This is a genomic window from Roseimaritima multifibrata (assembly GCF_007741495.1).
Taxonomy (GTDB): Bacteria; Planctomycetota; Planctomycetia; order Pirellulales; family Pirellulaceae; genus Roseimaritima; species Roseimaritima multifibrata.
Genome location: NZ_CP036262.1, coordinates 179,554 through 203,229 on the forward strand (window position 1 = coordinate 179,554; position 23,676 = coordinate 203,229).

The window sequence follows — 23,676 nt, forward strand, 5'->3', positions numbered from 1 at the left end:
CCCTTCTGATCCAATTCCCAGCCTCGTTATTCAGGATAGAATCTGTTATCTGGAGTGAACACTGCCAGATGCCAAGTCCTCGATCAAGCAATTTCTTAGCTCAGTCCATATCGCCCGCATCATAGAAACAGTAGAGCCCCTTTCCCTTTAGGTAGTCCACGACTGGCCCCGCAGTAGCACTTAAGTGAAGGTCGCCTTGAAGCGGCATTCGATGTGTCGAAATCAGTATTTTCGTATTAGTTTTCCGACAGCGGTAACCCCTGTAGTGAACTGATATTCCCGCCCCCTTTACTGCGCAGCCTGATGGTGACAAAGCATCAAAGGCTTCGCACAGATCAAACCACATCTTCTCCGCGTCCTGAATCAAAGCTTTGATCTCAGGCTTCTCCAAATCCTTTTCCCGCAAAACATCGCTGCTCATAGCTGCCTCACTAAAGAGTTACGCATACTTACTCTGAGCATGTCGCACGGAAAGGCTCAACGCAATAAAATAACGCGTTTGTCGCCAAGAGATTCTGAATTACGAAAACGCCCGACCGGGAAATCGGGTGCATTTCCATGTTCGCGTAATTGATGGTCGAGTATTCAGACTAGTAAGTACATCCAGGATCGACTAGCACATCTCCGAGTGCCTCGTCTGCTAATTCTCCGAGTTCGTCTAGTGGGTGATCTGAATTACCACAACAATCGGTCACTCCAAATCGCGATCGAATAGAATCGACGTCACTTGCCAACATGTTGCCGTGATTCGACTCAAACTGTTGCCGCAGCTTCTGAAATTCTCCAACAATCCCTTTTCTTTCTTCAGCATCCGTCGCGGACAATGATGACCAGCGTCGCTCAAAGTTCTCTATTGCCGCGAGTATTCTATCCCCGTCTTTCTTTCCGATCGAATCAGACGGAACGAACCAGAGGAGAAAACTCACGAGAGACGCAATTCCAAAAACAATTCCAAGAATCGCGACGAGGGAACCTCTACGGACATGCCAAGGTTGTTTGATCAGCCTTAAAAGTTCGGATCTGTCGTGTGCCAGGAGGTTCGCTATCAGTGCCTCTTTTGTTCGCCCCGAATGACTCACTCGCAACGAGCGACAAATCGCTCGGAGCTCATCGATACGCATCGTTTGAAGCTTTGCCACTGTTTTCATATTACGCACCTAAAGGACGTTCGCCTATGGCTACGGATACTTCACCGTCTTCGCGGCAACGCCATCGATTCGACGAACGATCGTGATGGCGAGCTCACATTTGGCAATTACATCAGTAGCCGCTATCACGAAGTGTATCCGTGTAGGAGTTAGCGTGGGTAGCACTTCCTCAAACGTCTTACGTAATGACACGAGGTTGGGCATCGAGTCGATACCGTGCGCGAGCTCAGCAATCCTTTCCGCGTGCGGCGAAACTTCCAGAGTCTGTCCTTCATAGGCATGTGCAAAAACGTTTCGCATGCGACGAAATATGTGCAAAGCTCGCGCAAGGGACGCGTCAATAATCCCTAATCGATACGCCATTATGATTCGGTTAGAAAACGTGCCAAGACCACGTTCGGAGTCAAGAAATTCATCCTTCTTCTCAACGCAGGGCAGCAACCGTTCACGAATTGCAGCACCTAGCAACTCATCCATTTTCGATGTAGCAACAATGACAGCTGCATGGTCGGGCATCCCTATAAAATGCTGCATGAACGTGCTGGCGCGGCGTAAAGCCTCAGCCAAAAGCGTCTTTGCGGTTTCCTCAAGTTGTTCGCGTGTTGGTTCGGTCATGCAGGAACTTGTTAGGCGAACGCCAGCAATGTGCTTCAGCGAGAGTAGGTTTCCAAGCAGACCAAACGGCGCTGCCGCCGCTCAGTACAATTGCTTGGTTATCGCGGCAAACTTGTGAGCTTGCCGACACTCAGATCATCGTAGCGACTGGCACCGCGCAAATCAAATCTGCGGTCCCCCGAACACTGAGCCAACATGTAGGACTCGAGCGCGACACGGGACTGTCGAGGAAGCGATCGGTCGGCGCAAGCAAGCGATAGAGACGACCAGGAGGCGCACACGATGCTGCCACCGGAACCAACGAGGCGACCGTAGCTAGAGACGATTCACGGCCAAACCGCACACCAATCTAGGACCGGGATAACCATAACTTACCAAACATACTGGGTGAGAATGAGTGGTTTTGGGGTGTTTTTTTTGGACTTGGCGGTGAGAACAAGTCTTCTTGAGGTGACTTGTTCTCACGTTTTCCTTCCCCAAGCGGTCCTTATTCATCGCTGATGAATCGGACAACGGCAAATTTTAAATTTCGCTTTGCTAGCGTTCAAATGCTCTTGAGATAGAAATTCAAAAATGTCGAGGTGAACGGTTGACACCGACTTGCCTGATGAAACTGGTGGACACATTGACCGATTTCCGGCAACTCTGTCTCAGGATGAGAGATTCAATCCACCTGAGTCACTTGTCCTCAAATTGCGAGCTAAACCTCGGCATTACCTGTTTTTCGGCGATGACAAGTCCAGTGATTACGGGATCGCCATCCTCAACTAACTTACCAGTCGCGTGGTCGGCCTCCGCGATGAAAACGACTCTTTGCGAAGCCAATTTCTGAAATCCTTGATCCAATCGCCTGCCCGTGATCGTGATGATGCATTCGATGTAGGTCAACGTAATGCCCTCGGATGGATTGAACGAAAGTCGACGCAGGTCGCTATACGGGAGAGCCTCACGCTGGCCGGTCTTCAGGATGAAAACAATCATGGGTTCTCCACCCCAAGCCTTTCGGGAAATCCCGAAAGCCCGATACGGAGCTTCTTCTTCGAATTGATCCGATTCCTGATTCGAAGGGTCAGTCGTTAGACCGAATCGATCTAAGATGCCGGTGGATTCTGGACGGCCCATATTTACCTCGCATGTTGTGGCTGGTGTGCTGATACCCATTCCCTGATTCGTTCAATCTGCTTGGCTGCAAAGCGTTGGGCTTGCGTCCGAGCACGTTCAATGGCTTCTTTCAGTCGGCCATTCGCCGCGATTTCTTCCTGGACTGAATTGGGAATGAGATCGCTGGCGTTCATCGCCTGATGGCTTTGCTTTACTGCTTGGCGGAGTGCCACACGATCGTCGGTATAGATGGTTACTTGCTCTCGACCACGGCTGACTGATACGTATGCCTGCTCGGGCGACGATGCCGGGAAGGAAAGGCTACTTTGGGCTACAAGCACTCGGTCGAAGGTCTGCCCTTGCGATGCGTACGAAGTAACTGTGGTCCCGTGGTCAAAATGCCCCCACTCTGCCGGCACGGTTTGCCCGTTGCTCAGCTTGAGGTCTCCCGATCCCGTAAAGCCTTTGAGCGTCAATACTGTTCCGTTGTTAAGTCGTTTTGCTGAAGAGTTTCGGTCGGGTCGGCGATTCTTGGTGATCCGCAGTAGATCCCCTTCCGCAAAATTTGAGTTGTGCGGTCGATAAACATCGAATGACTTGGGCGATTCGATAGGCACTGAAGCCATGCCATCCGGGGTGCCAGCAAGCACGCGGCCGTCAGCAACGGACTCGATAGTCAATCGGTCGCCCGGCTTATAGCCCCCTTTTCCCTTGGTCACAAATTCGACGACGTCTCCTGGAGAGTAACTAGTCGCATCGCCTCGCTGAGCTTCGGTAAGACGTTTGGACCGGAGCGTCACAATGCTTTGTTCTTTGCCGGTGATCTTCCCACGCGACCGAAGTTCACTTCGAATTGCCTCTGTTACCGATTCCCGCTCGGCATGGGTTGGGGCAACGACCAAACACGATTTTTTCACTTGAATGGAATCGGCATAGTCACGCGCAAGTTGTTCGTTGCGTTGTTGGTCATCATCGATTTCCTTGATGAATCCAAGTTTCTCCAATTGGTCCAATCCTGCATCGACATCGCCGCGACTCAGCGAGGTAACCGCGTGACGGTACTCGCCTCGTTGACGCCGAATCGTCGACACCTGATGGGGTTTGATCCCTGCATCCGACTCTAATAGCCTGAGAGGAAGCCCGCGAGCGACGGGCTGATGCTGCTGAGAGTCACCGCTGAGGATAATCCGTGCGTCGATCTGGCTCGCAACCCTGGTTAGCTCGGCCAAGTCTTGTGTCCCAATCAAGCCGGCCTCATCTACCCAAATGACCCCATGTTTCGCATCGTTTTGTTTCTGTTCATTTTTAAGAAAATACGCGAGCGTTTCGGCATCGAAGCCTTCTTGCTCCCGAAGCACACCATGAGCGGCCTTGGCCGTTGGCGCGAGAACCGTGACATGATTGCCATTCTTTTTCATCGCGTCGATTGCTTCGCTCATCAGGGACGTCTTTCCGCTTCCTGCAACGCCACGCAGGATCTGCAATCTGTCGTTTGATTCTAGAAGTCCGGTCACGGCTGTTTTTTGTTCGTCGCTGAACCACTCTCGCTCAATAGCGTGACCGAGGGCGAGTGCTGAAACCTGGCCGCGTCCACTGCGAGCGAAAGCCAGCAAGGCTTGTTCTTCGGCTAGCACTTTTCGTGTACTGAGTAAAGTGTTTTCACCCTCCCCTTCCTTTATCCAGTCACGATTGGCTACTTGCTGGTGAATATCCGCAACGCTTGTTTGGCCGATTCCGTGGCGAATTGCCTCGCGAAGCAACTCCCGTTCGCGAACGACCGATTTCAATTCAAAGCAGTGGTCTGTCGCAAAGTCCACTGCCTTTCCCGCCGCCTCCTTTTGTTTTTGTGGCACGTAATCTTTCGCAGCAATCGCCTTAAGCGTTGCAGCCTCTTCATCAGTCAGCCGCTGGCGCCAGAATGCCGGCAGTTGTCCCTCGGGAACCAGGTTGGTTGACTTTTTGTCGCGTGTCTGGGCTCCAAGAGAGCCTTTCGCCGCACTGTCGGTAACCCCTTTTTCTTCGGCAAGTTTTTCAATCAGGCTGGTACGCCGCGAAAATTTTTCGATAGTTTGCCGTGTGACTCCAGCGATCTCAAAGTCACGCTCGCTTCGTTCAACCGGATAGCCAATCGACGCGATTTTCCCAGCCAAGCGAGACTGAAAAATGGCCTCGTAATATCCTGAATCACGGACAACGGCGGACAGGTCGGCCGCTGTCCAGCGATTACCCGTATTCGTGGCGTTTAAGACAAAACCGTGTACATGCAACTGAGGGTCGGGGTGACCATCCACGGGCCTGGCGGTTGTGTGAAGCCAGCTCGCGCCTACCAAGTTGCCCGTTTTAGCGAGCGTCATTGTCCCCCGCTTCTGATTCACCCTGGTCTGAACATCCTGCTCTAAGCATGCGTAGGTCTCATGAGCGGCATCTTGCACTGCCTGGAGGATCTCTTGATCTTGAGTGACTCCCCAGAGCAGGGATACGGACTTAGGAGCAGAAAGCGTGATGTCGGTTCCGACTCGCCTATCCGGCCGGTTTCGTTGGGTAAGGCGTTTGTCTTCAAACGGCAGAAGGTTATCGATTAATCGATCAAAAAGTTCTTTTTCGACGTCACCTTCCAGCCCAAGCATCGTCGCCCCACGTCCGAACCATGCGCCCTTAAGTTGAGAGGGGCCAGAATCGTAGTAGTCACTGAATGCATAGTAATTCTTGGCGTCTCGCGAGCTTTTTGAGTGAGTAATCCGCATCGCGATTACCTAGCAGAGCAATGTGACAATTGTATGACAATCGCTGCTCTAACCCGATGCAGCGTCCGCAGGCTTAAGCGAACATTGACATTCACACTAGCCAGGCTCTCGATCCGGTTCGTTAATGGCCGTCGTGGATGTTGCTCGCTCAGTCAGATTGGCGAGGATCGACGTTTCTTGGTTTGCTCGATCGATCTGTTCAAGAGGTGCTACACTCGCATTCGCAACTCCAAACCCTTCCATAAGACGCCCAAACGTCATCCGGTGGTCGTCCGCAAAGTCAGTCGCAGCCTCAGCGAGTTGAGTCAAATCTCGGACTGCAGGATCATTTTGATTTTTAAGATTCAAAATCGTCGTTCGAATACCCTCAATGACCAATTTCAGCTCGTAGTTCATGTTGGCCAGTGACGCAACTTCACTCGTGGACCAGTCATCTCCCTCCCAGGCCCCCTCCGTATCGGCCTGATTGGTGCGTTTGACGCTGGGTATTTGGCGTCGCTTGCGAGTTTGTTTGCTCATTGTTCGTACTCCATTTCTGGCGGTTGCATCTGGGCCGTCTGCTCGGCTTGCGCCACTAGACCACCGAGAATCGAATCGTCGTGGGAAGGGGCGATTGCCGGAGCAATTTGCATATCCACCGCACTTAGCGGTTCAGTGATAGGCTCAACGCTCAGCGCGTTCGCGTCGGGCGATTGAAACGGCGGCGAGGACGAACCGCCATAAATAGTTGCTGTCTGACCATGAACCACAACATTTGCAGCTTCGTTTGCACCATGGGCAAGCCATTGGTCAAACGTGCCATCATCTCGAAAGAAGTTGTCTTTGGCGACTTTCAAGGTCACCACATCTTTGATGTATTGCGCCGCCGTGCTGGTCAAGTTTCGCAGAAATCCTTGCTTGGGAGGTTGACTGCTCATTTATCACCAGTTCTTTCGTTGTGGAGACCAGTAGGACGACCGAGACGCAGCAGCGGAGATCCGGGAACGCTTAACGTTTGATCGAAGCAAGAAAAAGCCGTGCCAGACGATTGAACCCAACGCCATCAACACGAACCATCGAGCCTGAATCGGTGAGCTGAGCGATGAAAACAATGCCACCAGTGCCAAAGCGACCGCCAGGTCAGATAACACGCCCACAGTAAGCTCTGATTGGTGCGGAAAAAAGCGTTTCAGTGTCCCCTGCCCCAGGCCGATTACTGAACCAGAGTGACTGCGGAGCAACGTACGGAACAGCCCGATACTCCACGCGACTAAAGACGCCAAGCACACAAACGCGGGTCGAATGGCGTCAGCCGAACCGGTACGCCGTTCCATTTCATCGTAGAACGCCACAAACAGGGCAACCGTAAAGATCGAGAGCCATGAGGCCATCGGCCCGGCAGTTCCAGGGCTCCGGGAAAAAAAGTGTAGGTTGCGGATCAAGCAGCCGGAGCAAACCAGTAAAATCGCAATACCGGTGCGCGCACTTTGTAGTTCCTCTTCCAGGTATTCCTCAGCTTCTTTTGTTGGGGGTGGTCGGTCAATCATGGGAACCTTAGCGTTGTTTGAAGGAAACGAGTCTGAAAGGGCTTCTCTCCTTACCAAACGTTCTGCCGCCCTGAGTAAGAAAGGCGTCCACGATTTTCTTATTGGATTTTCCGCCCCGCCGAAGTGCTAGAAAAAAGTCCGGCGGGCAGCGTGGCGTCAGCTGCTGACTGACCGAGACGGTGTATTCATCGATTCCGAACAGCATGTTCATTGGGTCGATTTTTCTTTCCGGCTTGGCTTCGCTGACCGTCACGAAATTCTCTCGGCTGGAACCCCATGCGTCTGAGAAATAAGAATTCGTACGGCTACAGGAATTTGCCAGAACTAACCGCGTATTAAAGTTCGCAAAAGTAGCCAACATGTGCTGCTCTGCGACGCTATCCCCTCCCATCGCTGACTGAATGAGGGGTAAATTTTGTGCCGAAGAAATGAACGCAAGCTTATGCGAACGGGCAACCGACTGGACTTTTGCTTCGAAGTCGGGATCCGCGATGAGGTACTGGCATTCATCACGCACGAGTGCCGTAATCTGCTTCGGATTTTTTCTGCGCAGCGCAGCTTCCATCACCATGAGCATGATTAGGCTCTGGAAAAGTATGCCGCCCTGTTGATACACAAGTACGGGAAAATCCATCACTACGCAGTAACCGTCCAGCGGCATCTCAGGCGTAAAGTTAGACGTTTCAGAGCAGACAGTTGAGTAAAGGGGATCGACCAAAAAGGGTGAAAGAACGGACGAGCATTGAGTGAGGACGGACCCCCTTCCTTTACTACCGATCGATATAATTTGTTCCAAGATGAATGACGCTGCTTGTGTGTACTGGCGACGTTCAGAGTCGGTTTGCAGGTTCCTTTCGGCAGCGGAAAGCACTTGGTAACAAAATGACGATTTAAATAACTTGGTTCCAACCTGTTCGAAACTACTTGGACTAGTGACAATAAATTGATAGACGTCTTCAACCGAAATTGGGGAACCATTTTTCTTCGCCATGTGACACAGCGTAATCGCGTACGTCATCATTTTTTCGAACAAGTTTGCCCAGTAGGCCTCCTCCTTACGCCCGCTCGATTTTGTAATCAAGTTGTTAAGACGCTGAAAAAGTTGCGTGGCAGTCGCGGGCGTACCCCCCGTTCGGGTGAGCTCAAAATAAAGGAAATTGAAAGTGAATTTTCCGGGAACCAAGTGTTTCAATTTATGCTCTTTGCCTGCCTTTTTAATGACACGAATTGCGTTTTCAGATTCATCGGCCTTGACGCAGGCCCATAGTACGGAAACGTCACGACGAATGATGTCCTCCATTAGGATCTTCAACAAAGAAGTCTTGCCGCTCCCAGAAGCGCCAATCGCAAAAATGTGTGAGCAGATGTCTTCTGTAGACAGACCAAGCATCTTGAGTGAGTCGGGTCGACGGAAAGGCCACATGAGAGTCTCCTAATTGATGACGTCTTGAAGCAGGTGAAAGGGAATGCCGTGTTTTCGATGCAACTGGATTTTCTTGATCAGTTGCTGCAACGATTCTTGCAACTGGTCATAACTCTTTTCGGCAGGAACCGTTACAGAGATGGAGATGCCGTCGATCGCAGTCTTGACCGTGGACCGTTTGATTTTCCGGCTGTCGTCTTTCCTAACCGCGTTAGCAATGTCTTGACGGCTCATGGTTCGGTTGGCGTGTGCGGTCAGCCAATCCAACTGCTCGGCTTCGTTGCGTGCCTTCTTTGCAACTTCGTAGAGTACGCCGATGCCAATCTTTTTGTCGCGAGCCAACGCCATCGCATCTGGGGAGAGTTTTTTGACAGACGTTTGGATTTTGCTCAACTTTGACTTGGAAATGTCGGCAAGCTTGGCTGCCTTTCCGAAGCTGCAGGCATGAAATGCCGCCAACGCCGCGACTCGATTGAGCGTGTCTTCGACGGTCTCTGAACTGCGAATCGAGTTCTCGTGCAAACTCCGAATTAGCATTTGCGCGGGCGGCGTACCGGCTGGAAAGACTTTTGCCTCAACGTACTCATCCCCGAGGGCAAGTATCGCGGCGAGTCGATGACTGCCAGCAACGATGGTAAACCGACTTTCACAAATTTGGACGACGATTGGTTGCAGTAAACCGTGTTCTGCAATGCTCACCTGCAATCGCTGAACGATCTGCAGGTCGAGATGCCGGCCGTTTTTGGGCGGGTTGATGAGCTTCGCGAAAATTCGTCGTGTTTCAACAACCGATTGCTGGCTGTCTGTTTGTGGAACAATCATCCTGATGGGGTCCTCGAAGGGTGAGCTGCGGTACTAGGTGTCCGTTACGTCCGCAAACCCCATTGGCAAGAAGGTTGCCAATGGGGTGACGGAATCAAATTCGACAAACCAACACGCTATTTGGCGATCGCTCGTTCAAACGCCAGGCGAGCCGTTACAAAAAGCGACCAGAGTGTTTTCCGAAAGGCATCACTGGTCGCAGCTGCCACTGCGACCGTGAAAAGGCCTCCCGTAAAAAGAAGAAACCCGAGTCCCGAAGCGATGAGAGTCGTCGGTGCAGCAACCGAACTAACCGTGGACTGGACGGCCGGCTTGACGACGTACTCACCTCCCGCAGCCAAGACCTTGTCGGGGTTGGCGAGCACTGCGGAAACCGCAGCGCCGCCAACGATCGTTCCTTTGTTGCGCCAGAGGAAGTCAAGTACTTCATCAGCCTTGCCACCTTTCGCCAGCAATTGGATGACTTCGCCCGATTTACCCGCTGCCTTCAAATCAGGTGCGAGCATGAGCAAGCGTCGCTGATTTTGTGGCGTTAGCCTGGATGAAGCGACTGCAAACTCGTCAGCAAAATTTACGCCACGGGTTACTGAGTTCTTTGTAGCGGTGCTTGCCGTTTTTCCAAAGTACCGCGATGCGTTCGAGGCACTTCGACGGGTTGCAGCCTCAGCCGATTCCTTTGCAATTCTCGTAGTGACAGTTTTGCTGGTGGCTTGAGTGGCCTTCTTTGTTCCTTGCGACGCAACCTTGCTGACGATGAAGCGACGCCCCGCCTTCAGAGCTTCCGACGCTGTACCCGCATGTGCAGGCGAGTTCGAGTGCCAGAACGTCAAACAAATGAATGCGACTGTAGTGGAAATGTGAATCGTTTTTGTCATGTGGCAGTTCATAATTGTTCCTTGTATGAAATTGGTAAATATTGTTTATTGTGTTGCATCCGGTTACGGCTACGGTTTAAGGGTCCATTGCGAATCAAGGCCGAGTCGCTTGAGAACGTCGTTAGCCCAATCCAAATCAATTGCTTTTTCACGCGTTACTGCTCTGAGCAGTTGGTTGTTGTGAGTCTGGAAACAAGAGAGCCACCGAGTGCCAACAGGACCGGTCGGCTGGGTGCATCGCTGGAGTACTGTACGAGATTGAACTCGAACTTCCTGCTTAAGCGTTTCCCCCGGCTTTACCGTTTCTTCGATGACTTTATCGACTGCTAGGTCGACGCCAATTCCAATCGCTAGGGCGCCGATCCGATTCCAGAATGAGATTTCACCGTTTTCATCGGTCAAGATTTTTCGGGAGATGCTTTCACCGACAATACCGCTAGCTGCGCTGGCTCCGAATTTGGCGAGCGAGCGGGAGACGGCACTGTCCACGCTTTCGCAGACGTCATCAATGACAGAATCGATTGCCCGGTTGATGTCTGCAACGTCAATCGCTTCGCACTTGATTGACATCGGGTCGAGCGGCACATCCGAGCGAATTTCAACAAGCAGGTTACTGTCGATATCAGCCAAAGTTCCATCCAATTCCTTCGAGAGGAGCTCCACGACTTCGCTTAGTTGAGCTGTAGACAGAACGTGCTTACGGAAAAGTCCTTCAATAAACTCCCGGTGCCCGCTCCGATTCGCCACGTACATTGTCTTGGACTTGAAGCTCAGAGCTTCCGAAACGAATTGGTCCAACCCATCTTCGGTCGTCAACTCGTTTGCCGAATTGACAAAACGCGAAAACATGGAATTGATTGCGTCCGCACGTTTAGCGTGCGCATTGTGAAGTGGCTGAATCGTCCCCAGCCAAGTAGCCTCGGCTCGATTCCGGGGGTTCGGAATCGTCGTGGGTTCCGGCTCGGACTGAGCGTGGAGCGGAGCGGCGGACGAAACTGCCATGACGATGGCGAGTGCCGCGACCAAACGAAATTTAGTGTGCATCAGAATCTTCCTCGAACAAATAGGAACTGGAAAAGCCGCACGAGTGACAACTCGTGCGGCGGATACTCAAAAAGACGCATCCGAATGCGCCCGTGGGAAACTCGGCTCAGGAGTTTTCGTGAGAAGTCCCGTCGATGATCGGCCGCAGAATGCAGTAAACCTTTTGCAAGCGGTTGTAGATCGTCTTGCGAGTGACGTTATGGCACGCTTCAAGCTGAGCCATGGTCAACTCTTCAAGGTGTCGCTGCTTAAGAAGCTCCACTTGGTGAGCTGTCAATTTCGCCATGCCGGAATGCAACCGCTCCACACGTTCTTTGTGGACAAGGGTTTCATCTGGCGACTTGCTTCCGTCGACACAGTCGTACCACCCTGGCAAATGCACTGGGTGAGCGAGTCTTTTCGACTTACGGGTGAAGTCTATCGCCTCATTGAAGTTGATCCGATTTAAGTACAGCATCAGGTTTGCGGGAGGTTCAACCCCATTCGCCTCCCAGGCAGCTTCCGCTTTAAGGAACTTTACGTAGCCACTCTGGACGACATCCTCGGCGTTGTGCTCCCCAACAATGCGACAATATTTTTCATGGAGTCGCCGTCCTGTTTCGCTGTCTAAAAACGATTTCGTTCGGCTGGGATCTGGTGATAGGGATTCATCAGATGTATTATCGATTTCTCGCCAATCTGAAACCGGTGATTCACGCACGCCTTGCGGTGGCGTGCGGATTCCAGTGGAAATATTCTCGACTTCGCAACTTCTTCGCAAATTTAAACGCATGATTGGATTCCTAACGGTGGAAAAACTTGGCCCCGTAGAAATCAATCCCAAACCGGCGGAAAACGTGCGCGAGAAATTATGATTTTTGGCGTCCGACCACTGAATCTATGGCCGTGATGATTGCCGCCTGGAATCGATCACAGGTTTCCCTAGCTGCATGCTCGCCGAGGCCTGACTCTCGCTTGATTGCACCGATAAAGTTTCGTCGTACGGTCGGTAGATCGTGCTCGGATGGTTGAGCCTCCCCCAACGATGCGGTAATGTCGCCCAATGCCGCTACAATGCTCCAGAGCTTTCCCTCTTTCGACTTGCATTCAGGATTCACGCGGTCACTTGCTTCTTCCACCACGCGATTGAAAGGAGCGATTTCGAGAAAACCTGCATCTAGTGTCGCTTGTTCAAAGGTCTGCTTGATGAATAGGTTCATTGCTTTGTTGAGGGCTGGATTGCTGCCAATGAAAGAGCCGCTGACGGCATGTTGTCCGACTTTCATGCCTTCTAGTGATGCGGACACGGCATCACCGATTTCAATTAGTTGCGTGGCGTTAAGGTGTTGGTGCATAGCTCATGCCTCCGTTCTCTGATGGGGTTTGCAAAACTTTAACACACAGAGATTAAAGAATACTTAACTAGAACCCGACCTCACATTTTGCATTGACAACATGGTGACAGCTTCAACTAAACCGATACGCTTGATTCGGATTGCATCCGTACTTGCGAACGAAGCACGTACTGTCGAAGATATTCGACAAGCATTCGCTGGCCGACCTGTACCACGGATCGTCAGACATTGGCGGGAAAATCAGGTCGCCATGTGCGTTGATGCCTGCTCCGTTTTTTGTGCTGAAGAAGGCGACGATCGTCGATCAATTGAGGAGAAATTGTCGATGGAGGATGCCATAGCCTTGGAGCGTTGCTGGGACTCAGAGGAAGCGACGACTAAGGCAGTCGCGCAGGAAGCTGCTCGTCAAGTCAACGTGTTTTTTGAGAGCATTTATGCCGAGCTTCGTGAAAAACGGATCCGCCACTTTTTAGGCCTGCTCAAAGCGACCCCGGAAGAACTAAAACGAATCGGGAGTTCGGTAATACAGATTGGATTCATAGATGTCTGGGAGAAGGGAATCAAGAAAGGGTTTGATAGAAATCAGTTCAACACTATCGATGAATGGCTTGGGTTTTGCGTCGTGTGCGCTGTCCATGGCTGGAGGAAAGGACATAGAAAAAGACGCATCGTGACTGAAAACGGGGTAATGTTTAGCGATCCTCCCTCTGAAGATTTACTTCCTGCAATTGAATTGGAAATCAGCGAGACGGCCAGAGTCATTACTGAATCGTGTATCAAGGATGACATAGACAAAGCGATTGTTCGAATGAGCATTGATGGCGCGAGTGTGTTTGAGATCGCAAAATACGTTGAACTTGATCCTGCCAACGTGCGGCGACGTCGGAAGAAAATTGCAGACTGTGTCAACAGCCGAATGGATACTGACGAATAAATGATCCACTCCCACGACCATATGTCTGAAGTCGCATTGGGCGAAAGCCAGGAGTCGGAATTCGTGCGTTTGCTAGGTGACCAGAACCTACAAGCACCGGAAGCAGTTGAAGCAATATCCAGGCTTACTGACAATAGCCAGGATCGAAACAAGCTGTTTTCGATGCTTTTAGTTAGTAAGGCTTTCGCTGGAAGCAGAGGTCTAAACTCTTTTAAGACCAACGATTTCTGTGGAATGCATGATTCGAGTTCCTTCTGTGAAACGTGCATTCAGACAGCGTACCGATTGGAATTTGTTGCAGCGAAACTGCGTTCTCCGCGATTGCTGGTACGGAAATTCATAGAATCACATGTGCACTCCTCCCACATGGTTCTCGCCACGGCGGAGTTGGACTTCGAGTCAAAGTACGAGGTTGAACTAGAACCGATTGGCAAGGGCTCGTTCGGCACTGCATATCCTGCCGTTCAGCTAAGGACGGGGAAGAAGTTCATAATTAAGTTTTTGAGAAATTTGAGAGCCGCAGATGCTGACCGATTCGACCGAGAAGCAAAGATTCTAGGGCAGCTTAAGCACAACCACATTGTGAGCGTTACTGATGCTGGGCACCGCGGAGTAGCTACCCCAGAGGCATACATCGTGATGGAGTATTACGAAGGCGGAGCACTTCAGCCGTCTTCGTTTAAAGATAATCCACTTCGAGCCGTGGATATCATTGCCAATTGCTCCTTGGGCATCTCGGTAGCCCATGGACTATCTGTAATTCACCGTGACATCAAGCCGCAAAATATTGTACTTGATACTGAAGGCAAGCCTGCGGTGGTTGATTTTGGTTTGGCGTACCAAGAAGGCAATTATCAGACAAACCCCGCCACGCTTTACGGCACACGTGGCTACATCGCTCCAGAGCAGCTAAAGAGTGAGTTCCCCTCAGTTGCTGGTGACATTTATGCGTTAGGGGCTACTTTAGTTTCGCTATTAACTGAAAACGACACGAACCCGTTTGTCCCTACCGATCAGCTCCATGCTATCGGTAACCGGTCCATTCGTGCTGTGTGCTCAAAGGCACTTATGACCGAGCCGGAAAAGCGATACGAAACGGCTCATCAGTTGGCCGAAGACCTGCGGCGAATTTCGGAGTATCGACCAACGAAGGCAGAATCGGCATCGATATACCGTCGCGGGCGAATGTTTGCGGTAAGGAATCCGTGGGGAACGCTTACATCAACGATTCTCGTTGCTGCGTTCTTGATACTTGTCGTCCTTATACAGGCAAATCGACGGACTGCCTTGGAGCGAGACCAGGCAACCCAACTGGAGGCGGTGCGTTTGCTTGATAGAGGTGAAACGCTCTGTGCAGCGGGTGATACAGCAGCGGGGCTTTTGACGATTACGCGGGCCCTAGGTGTTTGTGTTCCAGAACAGCAAGACGTAGTCACCAAGGCCCGCTTAGCTATTTCGGCTGAACTGAACAATTCAATTGAGCTTCAGCACATCGTTGGCGACATGCCCGGATTGGTGATGTCGTGCAGCTTCTCGCCAAATGGACGACTCGTAGCACTCGGTGACGACTCTGGGGAATTGCGTGTATTGAGGGTCAAAGATTTTTCAATGGTGAGTCGAATTGACCTCATGGATGAGTTCTCAACAACGTCGTTAACATCAATCAACTGGCATCCCACGGAGAGTCATCTGGTCCTTGTTAGCTGTGGGTCAGTTCTTCGATTGGTGGACATCGAATCCAGCCGCGTGACTGCAAGCTGGGATCACCAACAACACATTCACTCGGCCACATTTTTGGATTTGTCGGGCAGCCGTGTTCTCGTTGCCGGTTTTTCTACCGGTGAAGACTCGGTCTGTGCGGTGTACGGTCTTGAGGGCGAGCAATTTTCCAGTCATTCCATGCAGTTGGGGCGAGCTCGAACGGTGACCGTTGATCCCAATGGAAAGTTTGTTGTGACAGGGGGAAATGATCGGGTTGCAACCGTGTTTGACCTTGATGGCGAGGCAGGCTCAAATCGCATGAGTTTTCCTCACCCAGGGCCCGTTTTCTCCCTAGCTGTCGATGGAGTTAATAACCGGCTTGCAACTGGCTGCTTAGATGGGAAAATCCGGATTTATGATTTGCGAACGGGTGATCGGTTTGGCGAAATACTGCGGCATCAGGGGCCGGTCCGCAGCCTAGCATTCGATGATGCCGGTTCTTACCTACTAAGTGGAAGCGAAGATGGAACGGCCCGACTCTGGAGTGTTGCAGAGCCGTCATCATTCCGACCTGTTGGGCAAACGCTGTACCATCAAAGTGACGTTCGTTGCGTTTCATTAAGTCGTGAGGCCAATAGTCTTGTCACGGTAGGGTTTGACGGCGCCGCTAGGTTTTGGCAGCAGTCTCAAGACAGAGAAGTTGTTCTTGTGCATCCGGCCATTGTTTCTGCCAGTACGTTCAATTCGGATGGGACACAGATCCTTACGTCATGTTTAGATGCGACAAAAGAACGAGGCGGAGCGAGGGCATGGTCACCGCAGGGAAAGCAGCTTTCATATTTCCCTCACGAAGGGGAGGTGCTTGCTGCCAACTTTGTGGGAAGGAAAGAGGAGCATTGCGTGACCGTTGGTGTTGGCCCAATCAAACTGTGGAAAATTTCCGGTGCAAGCCCATCCAGACCAATTCGCGAATGGCCTGCAGCTGGGCTTATCGCATCGCTGGCAGTATCACCTAATGGTGAAAAAATTGCTTGGGTCGCCAAATCAAGTAAGCCCAGCCCAGGATCCAAGAGTTTGTATTTTTGCGACAACATCTGGGAGCCGGAATCCAAGCTGTCCGAAGTCGTCTTTCGTGCTGGCGGTTGGGTCGAGAATGTCAAATTCAGTCCTGATGGCACCAGGATTGCCGTTGATGGAGGTTATGTGGAATCTACAGCGAACGAGGTTGGGCAAGACAAGGCTGCAACCGCCAAGGTATGGGAAGTACCCGAACTCCGCGAAGTCAAACTCGATGCTGCTCACTCGGTTGAGGTTCGCGGAATCGAGTTTAGTCCCGATAGTAAATGGTTCGTAAGCCTGTCCTTCGACGGCTCTGCGATTGTATGGGATGCATTGAACGGCAAAGTTCATCGGAACTTGACTAGTTCCACTGCTCGAGTTTCAGCGGCAGCCTTCTCCCCTGACAGCCGATGGGTTGCCCTTGGAGGAGCGGATCGAACCGTAAGAATCTGGGACCTGCTAACCGGTGATCGAGTATCCGCGTTTACTACGCAAGCATGGGTTCGTCGAATTGCGTTCGGCAGTGCGGGGATGGTTGCAGTTGGAAGTGATGACGGCTTGGTAGAATTGCTAGATGCGAGAACCGGCGATTCGTTGGGGCCATTGATCAGGCACCAAGCCGCCGTAACATGCCTAAGCTTCTCGCCTGACGGGAGTAAAGTACTTTCCGGAAGCCGTGACGGCACAGCAAGAGTAGCAAACCTTCCAAATCCGATGACCGGCAACCCTGGATTGATCCAGAAACAATTGGAGCGGACCTTCGGCGTCGCCCTGTCATCCGACCTTTCGATTTCTGTTCTCAACGCAATAGAATGGGAAAAATTACCCGAGTAACTTGTTGGGCAAACTACCGCTTCAACCTACTTTCGCGGGAGCTATCGCCAATTGTTCGCGGGAAATTCCAGTCGGATGCTGTCGCGTATATTCAGCGGGCCCCCTAAGCTTCTTTAAGCCGACAGTCGAATTCTTCGGCGGTACGCCCATGCTCATCATATAAAGTTAAGCTATATTTTCTTGTTTCGCAACCTCCGGCACTTACGCGAACGAACCCTTGTTTATCCTTCAATGAGATTCCGTTGCCTCTCACATTTGAATTTAATGTGACTGAACTGCCGCATTGTTGATCCATTACGCTAATTGATGCTCCTTCGTCATCAACCGAAAGTGTTAGTCGTGGACAGCCTTCATTGTCCAGCATATGCATCACAACCGCACTGGATGCTCCAGTGCCAGTTACTTCAAGCGTGCACCGCTCCTGGCCAGCGTCATCAACTAACGCCAACAATCTTGTTTCGATTCTCTTCGCAGAAATCGTATCTTTCACCTTACTATACCCCAGTATGAACAAGAAAACTAAGTTTAGGCTACCTCAAAATCTCAGTATCATATCTCTGTGGCTATGCATGACAATAAGCTGCCGATACGCCCTGCGCTAGGCAAAAGCCTTAGTCTTGAAGTCATGCATTTTGGAATGGCGTGCTCCCTATCGTGTGCGATGGAAGCGACAGCGACCAACACAGAAATTTTAAAGTCCATCATTTTCAGTAAGCAGAAAACTCTGACGCACAGGCGTTATGCACTTTGATGCCCATGTCCATCAATCGAGCTGGGCCAAATCGGTATAATCAATGGCAATATTCCACCTCTCGGAAAGCTGTACTGGATCGACGGCAAAATAATCCAGGGGCGTGGCTCTGCAGGCAATGGCAACCATGGGTTTGGCTGTACCGGCAATGTTGTTGGGGTCGGGGGTACGATAACCGGTACTGGAACACAGCCAGGGGGCAGAGTATATGGCAGGGTGTCCGGTGAGTCAACCGGATCGACATCGGGGGGTGTGACCGGAATCGGGAGGGGGTCAGGTCTCCAGACCCAAGTATAACACAATGGTCGGTTGGGACGACGATCGAAGCAGGGCCTGGAGTAGTATCGGTATTCTTCTGGCCAACTTTTTGACGTTCCACTCGGACAATAGCAGTTAAAGTCACACAGCCCCGACGGTAAGCGAGTTCTCCGGCATGTTGCGAAAGCAACACCTGTCCACACGTACTCCTCGCCCAAATAGTCAACGCGGACAGGTGGGTTGCCGCCAGTATATTCATGCAGATTCCACGGACTACCTTCATACCCAATCGGATCCCTGGAGCTGAACCTTCCGAGCATTGCGTCGTACCATCGATTCCTGATGTAATACAGTCCGGCTGCAGGCGTCCATTCTCGGCTGGTGTAGGTGTAGCGAGTACCGTAGGTGCTGACAGAGCGGGCGGTGAAGTCAGCTTCAAAATAGCTGAGGTTTCCGTAAGGGTCGTACTCATAGCGCTCTTTGACCGCTCCCGACGCATCCACAACGGCGGTCGTATTCCAGTTTGCATCGGCAAGGTAATACAGCCGCTCGCCCAGGACTCCACTTGCTGGAGACAACGCTCGATCTCGCTCTACTAGATCGTCGATGTAACGCATTCCCCAAACGTACTGACGGTCAGGCGTGCTGGACACATCGACGTCTTCCTCGACGCACTGCCAAGCATCCGTAAAGTAATATCCACGGGTCCTAGCGAGCGCCCCAGATGAATACTCCTTAGCAACAACCCTGAAGTTGCGTCCGTCAAACTGGTTTTCTAGCAGCGTGTCTGACGTGGCGTCGTCGACCAACTTGGTCATCCGGTTCCAGGCGTCAAACGTTGCCGACATTGTCGCGTTTGTGCCCAAGTCCGGCCGCGGATTGGTTGTCGTGTTACCGTTTTTGTCGTACGCGGGAGTTGCCCAGATGTTGGTGGGCGTATTACTGATATCAGTAATCTCGTTCACCGCATTGGCAGTACGGGTTTGATTAAAGTCCCAGGTACCATTGCCGTTGTCATCTTGGCGGAAGGCTTTCCAATTGCCTGTTGGATCTAGCGTCCAGCACTGAGCGAGGTTAAGCGTATCGATCGCCGTATGTCCGGCATTCAATTCACCGCGATCAGCCGATTGCAATCGATCCAGCCCATCGTAATTGTATAACCAGTCATGCTGACGATTCGGGTCGGATGGATTTTCTCGCCATGTTCGGTTGCTGGCGCGGTCGTATCCGTACTCGATTCGCGATAGATCACCACTTGCTGATACGTCCTGCCAACGAACGTCTTTCACTCGCCCAAAGCGATCCATTCCAGAATAAATGTCGCCGGTATCGGGATCGTTACTCAGCGAGGGTGAAATCAACGTATACCGCAAATCCGCTTCGGTACTGCTCTGCTGGACAAACGTTCCTAAACCTAGATAGTCGTAAGCTGCTAAAACCGTTGTGTCATCATCAGCTAGGCTGGACACTTGGTTCAACTTGTCGGCAATCGATCCGCTACTGCCATAGTCGAGAGTGACTTCACGGCCGTTGGGATAGATTGTTGCTGTGGGGCGAAGCAGGTTCCCGCTTCCATCGGTGTAAGAGCGTCCTACACTGGGCGTGCTTACCGGATTCACTGCACCGCTATGCGACTGGAACGTTTTTACCACCTGCCCAAACCCGTCAAACTTTCGCGTGACTTCGTTGACGATCCATCCGCTACCGACCGTAGAATTATCGTAGCTGGTGATGTCCGAGACATTGCCCCGAACGTCGTAGGTTTGCTGGATTCTGCGGACATCTCCGTCGACGCCCGCCCCTAAGGTGGTCACGCGATCCTGCGTCTGACGCCCCAGTAAATCATAGTCGAACTGACGCGTTGAACCATTTTGATCGGTCAAGCTTGTTCGCTGCGATAAGCGGTTGTAGGTATAGCCAACCTGATCGGTCGGACCACTGGAGTCAGGGTAAATCTCTGCTCGCAATAATTGTGACGAAGCGATCTGGCTGTCGGCGAGCGTTGTGCCGTAGGTATACTGGGTCACTTGGTTACCAGTCGACGCATTAACAGCGATCAATGTTTTTAGTAGACCATCGGGTGTGTATGCAAACTGGGTCGTTTGGTTCTGGTCATCCGAGGCAGAGCACCCACCACTTGAACTGGAGCTTGCGGGCGACTCTACAAAATTGTCAACCGTTTCTGTTTGACGCCCTGCAGCGTCGTAGTTGATCCGTGTGATCTTGCCGGCCGGGTTGATCGAATCACGAAGCTCTGCCGCGCTGTTATAAATCTGTTGCGAGACTAAGATGGTGTCGCTGCTGGCTGGAATTGTCGCCGAGCGAGTTAGGCTCGCCCCACCGTTGGTTCCGCAGTTTGCTGTCGCGACCAACCGTCCAATTGCATCGGGATAACTGGCCATGTACTGGATGCGAGCGTTGGGGGTGACCGAAGGAGAGCCCAGTGCACCGGTCTGGGCTGCCGGAGCATTGTGATATCGCTGCCGAGTGGACGCCTGGATGACACTGCCAGCGTCATCATAAAGCATGTCAGTCTGCGTGAGGATCACATCCCCGGTAACATTTAGCACGTCGGCATAAGTTGTGTCGTTGCCGTAACCGACATAGGACTGAATAATGCGTCCAACGCTATCAAACGCTTGTTTGGTAAACTGTTCGGAGCCCCCGGCCATTGATTTGACTTGGTTGCCTGCGGCGTCGAACCAGGAGTTGCTGGTGAGGGGATTGCCAAGGGCTCCAGTGCTTGGATCGACAGCGTAGCGAATCGAGCGATAGACACGGCCCAAATTGTCGTATTTTGTTTCACTGCGGTCGACTAAATTCCCGGCTGCCGAGGTGTCGTAGCGGTCTGACTGAATAACTTGGTTGAGATTGTCGTAAACTACGCGCTGAAAAGCATCCAGCTCGCCATTGGTATCGACTCGGCGGTTTCTCCAGTCGTATAGGAACGAAGTGGTGCGGGTATTAACCGCATCGACGTACGCGATCTGGCTCGTCAGGTTGTTGTCACCTCCATCGGAACCATCGTCAAATACCGATGCACTGACTTGAACCATGTTGTTTCCAGCAGCACCGCCGCCAGTTGGGTCCGAAGCGGTAGCACCTGTGTCATTGGTTCCGACATACTTAGCAATAATATTGTCACGCACGTCGTAAACACTGCTTGTGATTGTGCCACCAGGAGAAATCTCTAAGTTGCGACGTTTTAGGCTATCGTAGCCGTAGGTGGTTTCGTCGTAGTTCGTCCCGCCCCCCCCTTCACCCGATGCAGGGATAGAATGGTAGACTCGCATCGAGGAGACAAAGCAGCAGTCGGTGTACTGCCATGTCGTCCATCGCGTAAAGGATGGCTGTGAAAAAGTGTCTGTCGGCTGCAGGCGACCAGAGGTGGATCCGCGAGGGACTTGAATCTCCTGAAGGGTGTTTCCCCGAGCGTCCCGCTGTTGGATACGAACGGGATTGATCAGTGTATACGTGTAAGCAGGTCCGCTGCCCGTTGCGTATCCACTTGCGGTCCAAGTCGCATGCTCGGAATCCTTGTAAACCGTCCAGTTAGCACGACGAACCACTGTCGCAGTCCCAGCCAAATCGATCGTGTGGGCTGGCCCCAGATCTTGCGTCGTGCGGCCCAGGGAATCGATCTCATAGTCATAAACTAAATGTTTGCCCCCGCCGCTAGGCGTGCTCCATCCGGAAGGCACTCCGGAAAGCAAAGAGGTATCGGCATCCACGATCCGCTGCAGAATGGATCCCAACACTGGATCATAAACAGTATGGGTAATGAATCCCCGAGCGTCCATCGACCAAGTTTCATTGCCTTGCTCATCAAAAGCCTGTTTCTGAGTTGTAGCGGTTCCTGGTCCGTTCTGCGCAGTCGACACAACCGGCAGAGTTGCCGTCAGCTGGGAGACTTGGACCTTATCGGTGTACCAGTCGAAGGCAAAGCTGGTCGCAATCGGGTCGGTGCCAGCATCGTCACGGAAACGTGACTGTTTTGAGACTGGGTAAATAGTCGCCCCGCCCCCGGATCGCTGCGTGTACTCCAGCTCGCTTTGTAAGACGGGCGTACCGCCACTACCCTTTTTAAGCGAGGTCGATTCTAAGTAACCTTCCACGCCGCCGCCGCCTGTCGAAGCATAGTAGCTGCGAAGCTGGATCAGGCCCGCATTCGTACGCAAGGTAACACCCAGGTCGGCATTGCTGGGATCGAAACTAACAATTGACGAAGGAGAAGCGACTTGAGCCAAGCGTCCGTCACTGTCATAGGAGCTAGCGGTCAGCCATTGGTCGGAGCCTGACTGCACTTTACTGAGTAAGGCTTGACCAATGTAATTCGTGTAAACGGTCTGGACACGCCCATCAGAGCGGGTTTCGGTCGTTTTGCGACTCCAGTTATTGAAAGCATCGGCGTGAAGACTTTGTTCATAGGCAAAATCGATGGTGATTGCCCCTCGGTCGACAATCTCACGGCTAACGCGATGCTGAGAATCATACTCAAAACAGTACTTTGAGTACTGCAACAAGACGGCATTGCTGACCGCAGTGGGGTCAAGCGAGTTAGCAAGCATTGCCGCATAGCCGTCAGGCTCGACAACGTAACGCAGCCCATGCTCAAACCCGCTTGTGGCCCCAGATTTGTAATAACGATAATAGCTTTGCTGAATGTTTGCCCAGGTAACGCCCGACGGTTCCTGAATGCGGACTCGCATCAAATCGCCAGAGGATCCATTGGCGTTGGAGCCATCGTAATACTCGTACGTCGCTCGACGAACATTGACCCAGCCGTTATCGTCGACTTGCCGCCGGTAGGTAACCGACGTTGTTTGCCCCATCGCATCAAAGTCATACTCGAATTCGGTCGTAACGGTTTCTGTATCGACAATCGTTTGGCGTTGGATTGTCTGAATTCTCCCTGAGTCAGAATACTTCACGACTTCGGTCTGTTGCCCAGCTGCATCGGTCATGCCGAGCAACTGTCCTGGCATTGGCAACGAAGAATTCGATGACGACGAGCTCATTGCAGAAGAAGAACTGCATGGTTCATCGCCAAAGTCTTTAAAAAACCAAACTTCCCCGGTGGGTTGAGAAAGCACGTAGCGACGGTTGTCGCAATCATGCGTCAAGGTCGACTTAGCGCCGAAGCGGCCAACAAACGACGGGCTGCCAGGTGAACCAACATCGTCAAACCATAGAGCATTACGAGTGCTCCTGGCAAAAGCAATTTCGCCATCCTGCCCCTTGAGCAAGTACGGCCAAGCTTCCGTAATCCAGTTATAGCCGAGTCCGATATCGGTCTGTCCACTTAGTTGGTTGCTGTACTGCCTGCGCTGCGCCCAGGGGCCACTTGCTCCGGGAGCTCGAAGATCCGTAACGGCTAGTTGTAGCTCACCATTGAAGTACCGGACCGGTCGTTCGCTGATGGGAAGCGGGCCGGGCGGCGGCATTTCGCAAGTGTCTTCCTCGGGGGGGAAATGGACCGAACCACGGCCCGGGGCCGACCCAGTAGC

General features: G+C 52.0%; 18 protein-coding genes and 1 pseudogene. 2 read left to right on the forward strand and 17 right to left on the reverse strand.

What is annotated here, in order from left to right; all coding sequences use genetic code 11:
- Window positions 1-100: 100 nt before the first annotated feature.
- From FF011L_RS00745 to FF011L_RS00810, 15 genes and pseudogenes are all read right to left on the reverse strand, one after another.
- Window positions 101-421: a hypothetical protein gene (locus tag FF011L_RS00745; RefSeq protein ID WP_145349495.1), complete on the reverse strand. Its 321-nt coding sequence runs from the start codon at window positions 419-421 to the stop codon at window positions 101-103.
- Window positions 422-590: 169 nt separating this feature from the next.
- Entirely contained in the window at window positions 591-926 is a 336-nt protein-coding gene (locus FF011L_RS26065; RefSeq protein WP_218932917.1) for a hypothetical protein, read from the reverse strand.
- A 105-nt stretch (window positions 927-1,031) separates the two neighbouring features.
- Window positions 1,032-1,148, reverse strand: a pseudogene (locus tag FF011L_RS27315) (SAP domain-containing protein); the annotation flags it as partial.
- A 30-nt stretch (window positions 1,149-1,178) separates the two neighbouring features.
- Complete coding sequence (locus tag FF011L_RS00755) at window positions 1,179-1,763, reverse strand: hypothetical protein (protein ID WP_145349497.1); 585 nt, start codon at window positions 1,761-1,763, stop codon at window positions 1,179-1,181.
- 678 nt (window positions 1,764-2,441) lie between these two features.
- Window positions 2,442-2,744, reverse strand: coding sequence for a hypothetical protein (locus FF011L_RS00760; RefSeq protein ID WP_145349498.1), 303 nt, complete (start codon window positions 2,742-2,744; stop codon window positions 2,442-2,444).
- 143 nt (window positions 2,745-2,887) lie between these two features.
- Complete coding sequence (gene mobF / locus FF011L_RS00765) at window positions 2,888-5,608, reverse strand: MobF family relaxase (protein ID WP_145349499.1); 2,721 nt, start codon at window positions 5,606-5,608, stop codon at window positions 2,888-2,890.
- 96 nt (window positions 5,609-5,704) lie between these two features.
- Window positions 5,705-6,127: a hypothetical protein gene (locus FF011L_RS00770; RefSeq protein WP_145349500.1), complete on the reverse strand. Its 423-nt coding sequence runs from the start codon at window positions 6,125-6,127 to the stop codon at window positions 5,705-5,707.
- Window positions 6,124-6,525, reverse strand: coding sequence for a hypothetical protein (locus FF011L_RS00775; protein ID WP_145349501.1), 402 nt, complete (start codon window positions 6,523-6,525; stop codon window positions 6,124-6,126). The genes FF011L_RS00770 and FF011L_RS00775 overlap by 4 nt, the downstream gene beginning before the upstream one ends.
- Window positions 6,526-6,528: 3 nt before the next feature.
- Entirely contained in the window at window positions 6,529-6,978 is a 450-nt protein-coding gene (locus FF011L_RS00780; RefSeq protein ID WP_145349502.1) for a hypothetical protein, read from the reverse strand.
- Between the two features lie 163 nt (window positions 6,979-7,141).
- Entirely contained in the window at window positions 7,142-8,557 is a 1,416-nt protein-coding gene (locus tag FF011L_RS00785) for a TraM recognition domain-containing protein (protein ID WP_145349503.1), read from the reverse strand.
- Between the two features lie 9 nt (window positions 8,558-8,566).
- The gene (locus tag FF011L_RS00790) at window positions 8,567-9,379 is read right to left on the reverse strand and encodes a ParB/RepB/Spo0J family partition protein (RefSeq protein ID WP_145349504.1); all 813 of its coding nucleotides are present in this window, start codon (window positions 9,377-9,379) and stop codon (window positions 8,567-8,569) included.
- Between the two features lie 116 nt (window positions 9,380-9,495).
- Entirely contained in the window at window positions 9,496-9,885 is a 390-nt protein-coding gene (locus FF011L_RS00795) for a hypothetical protein (RefSeq protein WP_145349505.1), read from the reverse strand.
- 438 nt (window positions 9,886-10,323) lie between these two features.
- On the reverse strand, window positions 10,324-11,298 hold the full coding sequence (locus FF011L_RS00800; protein WP_145349506.1) for a hypothetical protein: 975 nt from the start codon (window positions 11,296-11,298) through the stop codon (window positions 10,324-10,326).
- A gap of 106 nt (window positions 11,299-11,404) precedes the next feature.
- Window positions 11,405-12,070, reverse strand: a complete 666-nt coding sequence (locus FF011L_RS00805) for an RNA polymerase sigma factor (protein ID WP_145349507.1) — start codon at window positions 12,068-12,070, stop codon at window positions 11,405-11,407.
- A gap of 76 nt (window positions 12,071-12,146) precedes the next feature.
- The gene (locus FF011L_RS00810; protein ID WP_145349508.1) at window positions 12,147-12,632 is read right to left on the reverse strand and encodes a hypothetical protein; all 486 of its coding nucleotides are present in this window, start codon (window positions 12,630-12,632) and stop codon (window positions 12,147-12,149) included.
- Between the two features lie 103 nt (window positions 12,633-12,735).
- On the opposite strand from FF011L_RS00810, the gene FF011L_RS00815 reads away from it, so the two are divergent.
- Together FF011L_RS00815 and FF011L_RS00820 are read left to right on the forward strand one after the other, a co-directional pair.
- Window positions 12,736-13,566: a sigma-70 RNA polymerase sigma factor region 4 domain-containing protein gene (locus tag FF011L_RS00815; protein WP_218932918.1), complete on the forward strand. Its 831-nt coding sequence runs from the start codon at window positions 12,736-12,738 to the stop codon at window positions 13,564-13,566.
- Window positions 13,567-17,160 (forward strand): protein kinase domain-containing protein, encoded by a 3,594-nt coding sequence (locus tag FF011L_RS00820; RefSeq protein WP_145349510.1) that lies wholly within the window; start codon window positions 13,567-13,569, stop codon window positions 17,158-17,160.
- Window positions 17,161-17,263: 103 nt separating this feature from the next.
- Here FF011L_RS00820 and FF011L_RS00825 read toward each other — a convergent pair whose 3' ends face one another.
- Together FF011L_RS00825 and FF011L_RS00830 are read right to left on the reverse strand one after the other, a co-directional pair.
- Window positions 17,264-17,650 (reverse strand): hypothetical protein, encoded by a 387-nt coding sequence (locus tag FF011L_RS00825; RefSeq protein WP_145349511.1) that lies wholly within the window; start codon window positions 17,648-17,650, stop codon window positions 17,264-17,266.
- Window positions 17,651-17,898: 248 nt separating this feature from the next.
- On the reverse strand, window positions 17,899-23,613 hold the full coding sequence (locus FF011L_RS00830; RefSeq protein ID WP_145349512.1) for an RHS repeat domain-containing protein: 5,715 nt from the start codon (window positions 23,611-23,613) through the stop codon (window positions 17,899-17,901).
- Between the last annotated feature and the right edge of the window lie 63 nt (window positions 23,614-23,676).